This window comes from Succinivibrio sp. (genome assembly GCF_045124615.1).
Classification (GTDB): domain Bacteria; phylum Pseudomonadota; class Gammaproteobacteria; order Enterobacterales; family Succinivibrionaceae; genus Succinivibrio; species Succinivibrio faecicola.
In genome coordinates, this window is record NZ_JBGVMC010000195.1 from 1 (window position 1) to 3,709 (window position 3,709).

Annotated in this window: 1 protein-coding gene and 1 tRNA gene; both read right to left on the minus strand. The window is 35.8% G+C overall.

The features are described from left to right. Positions 1–191: 191 nt before the first annotated feature. The gene (gene secA, locus ACJML3_RS05015; protein WP_406021158.1) at positions 192–2,867 is read right to left on the minus strand and encodes a preprotein translocase subunit SecA; all 2,676 of its coding nucleotides are present in this window, start codon (positions 2,865–2,867) and stop codon (positions 192–194) included. Positions 2,868–3,023: 156 nt separating this feature from the next. Further along, a tRNA-Gly gene (locus ACJML3_RS05020) sits at positions 3,024–3,099 on the minus strand. Positions 3,100–3,709 lie beyond the last annotated feature (610 nt).

Genomic DNA, 3,709 nt, shown 5'->3' on the forward strand with positions numbered 1-3,709 from the left:
TGTATTAAATCATATACAAGGTATTCAGTCAAGAAAAAATTTGTTTTTTTTCAAAATAAATACTTTCAATAAGAAAGAATTAAGTGAGTTTTTTTTCTTTATTTTTTTGAAAATCGCATATATATCGAATTGTGCAAAAAATTAGGCCAGAAACAAAACGTTTCTGGCCTTAATGTCCTAATTAAAGATCATTAAATGAATCTTCCATGACATACTTTAAATTTCTTTCCAGAACCACAAGGGCAAGGATCATTTCTTCCAATATGCATATTTGCATACTGTTTAGCTTCTTCTCTCATCTTCTGTTCTAAAGCTTGCTGTTCTTGAGCCTGCTTTACCTGCTCAATCTCCTCAGGTGTACGTACGCGTACCTGAATTCTGCATAGAATTGAAACTACCTGCAGCTTTAGATTATCAAGCATCTTTGAAAACAGATTGAATGACTGGATCTTGTATTCATTCTTAGGATTCTTCTGAGCATAGCCCTGAAGACCGATACCCTGACGCATATAATCCATTGCAGCTAAGTGCTCTTTCCACAAGGTATCAATGCACTGAAGCATAATCTGCTTTTCAAGATTCTTCTGATTTTCTTCACCGATTGTCTGGCACTTTTCCTTATAAAGCTCATGGCCAAGAGCAATAATCTTTTCTCTTACGTCGTTTTCAACAAGCTTTTCATCCTCTTCAAGCCACTTAGCAACTGGTGCATCAATGTCGAATACAGACTTTAACTTATTTGTTAAACCTTCAGTATCCCAAGTCTCTGCAAGAGAATTAGGTTTAATGAATTCAGAAACAGTTGAATCAAGAACATCCTCAAAAATATTGTGAATAGTATCAGAGATATCCTGACCATCTAAAAGGGAATTTCTCTCCTCATAGATAACCTTTCTCTGCTCGTTTGCTACATCATCATATTCAATCAGACTCTTACGGATATCAAAGTTTCTTGTCTCAACTTTTCTCTGTGCTGATTCAATAGCTCTTGTGATGAACTTATGCTCTAATGGCTGACCATCAGTCATACCCATTCTCTTCATGAAGTTCTTTAATCTCTCTGAACCAAACAGTTTCATCAGATTATCATCCATTGACAGATAGAATCTTGATGAACCAGGGTCACCCTGACGACCTGCACGGCCTCTTAACTGATTGTCAATACGTCTTGATTCATGTCTTTCAGAACCGATAATGTGAAGACCACCAGCAGCTAAAACCTCATCATGACGCTTCTGCCACTGAGCCTTACATTCATCAATCTGCTCTTTAGTAGGATTCTCGCCTAATGATGCAATATCAGCCTGCAGATTACCACCAAGAATAATATCAGTACCACGACCTGCCATATTTGTTGCAATTGTTACAGTACCAGGACGACCTGCCTGAGCAACAATATAAGCTTCTTTTTCATGGAACTTAGCATTTAAAACCTGATGAGCAATTCCTTTTTTCTTTAACAGATCGGATAGGCGCTCTGAGTTCTCAATTGAAATTGTACCAACCAGTACAGGTCTTCCTGCTGCAATTGTCTTTTTGATATCCTCAACAATTGCATTGTACTTATCTTCTTCGTTAAGGTAGATAAGATCGGCTTCATCCTTTCTTATCATTGGTCTGTTTGTAGGAAGAACTACTGTCTGAAGACCATAGATCTGCTGGAATTCATATGCCTCAGTATCTGCTGTACCGGTCATACCAGCAAGCTTCTTGTACATACGGAAATAATTCTGGAAAGTAATAGATGCTAATGTCTGGTTTTCTGAATTTACCTGTACACCTTCTTTTGCCTCAATTGCCTGATGAAGACCATCTGACCAGCGTCGGCCTTCCATCTTACGGCCGGTATGCTCATCAATAATCATGATCATGCCGTTTTCTACAACATAATCTACATCTTTCTTGAATAAAGTATGAGCACGTAAAGCAGCCATTACATGGTGTAAAAGTGTAATATTCTCTGATGAGAACAGCTTGTCACCCTCTTTTAAAAGACCAGCCTTAACAAGATTCTCTTCAATCTTAATCTGACCACGTTCTGTCAAATAAGCCTGCTTTGCTTTAAGATCTAAGGTATAGTCGCCATCGCCTGTATAGGTTTCAGTATCTTCCTTTTCCTGATAAATAAGACCAGGAATCAGCTTATCAACAGCATTGTACAGACCAACAGCATTTTCTGCAGCACCTGAAATAATAAGAGGGGTTCTTGCCTCATCAATTAATACTGAGTCAACCTCATCAACAAGAGCATAATTAAGTTCTTTTTGAACCTTCTGCTCTTTTGTGTAGGCCATATTGTCGCGCAGATAGTCAAAACCGAATTCATTGTTTGTACCATAGGTTACATCACAATTGTAGGCATCACGCTTTTCCTCAGGAGACATACCAGGAACATTTACACCCACTGTCATACCCAGGAATGAATAGAATGGTCTAGACCACTCGCTATCGCGGCGGGCAAGATAATCATTTACTGTAACGACATGAACGCCCTTACCTTCAAGAGCATTCAGATAGCAAGGCAATAAAGCAGTTAAAGTCTTACCTTCACCTGTTTTCATTTCGGCAATCTTATTTGCATTTAAAACAATGCCACCCATTAACTGAACATCAAATGGACGGAGTCCTAAAGAACGCTTTGCAGCTTCTCTTGCAATAGCGAATACTTCAGGAAGCATTGACTCAAGGGATTCTCCTTGAGAAATACGTCTCTTAAAATCAAGAGTGTACTGAGGAAACTCTTCGTCTTTTAAAGATAAATACTTTTCTTCTAATGAATTTATGGTCTTTACTATTTTAGTAAGCTTGCGGACAGTTCTCTGATTTGAGCTGCCGATGATTTTTGTAACAAGTGTGGTAACAAACATTTTTAAAACTTATATAACTGTTGATAAAAAACTAATTTGCTGATTATACATTAAAGAACAATCAAATACAGAACTATAAGTTTATATGTAGATGTGTGTAATGTTTTTCAAGAGAAAGGGTAAAAAAAAAGAACAGCCTTAACTGTTCTCATCATTTGGAGCGGGAAACGAGGTTCGAACTCGCGACCCTAACCATGGCAAGGTTATGCTCTACCAACTGAGCTATTCCCGCATCCGATGTGTGTCATTATATTGATTTTTTATTGAGTGTCAACACTTATTAAAAAATTTTTTATTTTTTTTATATTTCTAAATCAATAAGTTAAAAGCAAAATATAAAAATTCTTTTACAGTTTTTATAATAAACGGCTTATATATGCTTTTCATTAACTGTGCATAAATGTTCAATCAAATGCAAAAATAGATATTTCATTGATCACATAATTGAAATAAATTTTCTTAAAATCAAAAAAAATCATGTTTTGTACATCTGTACATAATTATCTTATTTTTCAAGTCATTATGTAAGAAAATGGCTTATTTTTCCTATTTTGCAACCAACAAAATTAAAAAATAAATGAATGTATTAGTAATGACTACTGTTTAAGTCAATAATTTTGTTAGTTTTTTAAATATAATTAAAGCAGATATTTAATGACATTCACGTCATCAAATATCTAAACAATTATTATAAAAAAAACGTAACTACTCAGAACCTACCCCTAAAATAATCTTCTCAGCCTTACCATTAAAAGCAGAGGTCAGAGCAACAAATGCATCTATACCTTGTTTTCTTGCTGTGCTGAGAAAGGATGTAATCGTCAGGTAGTTCTGAGCACCTT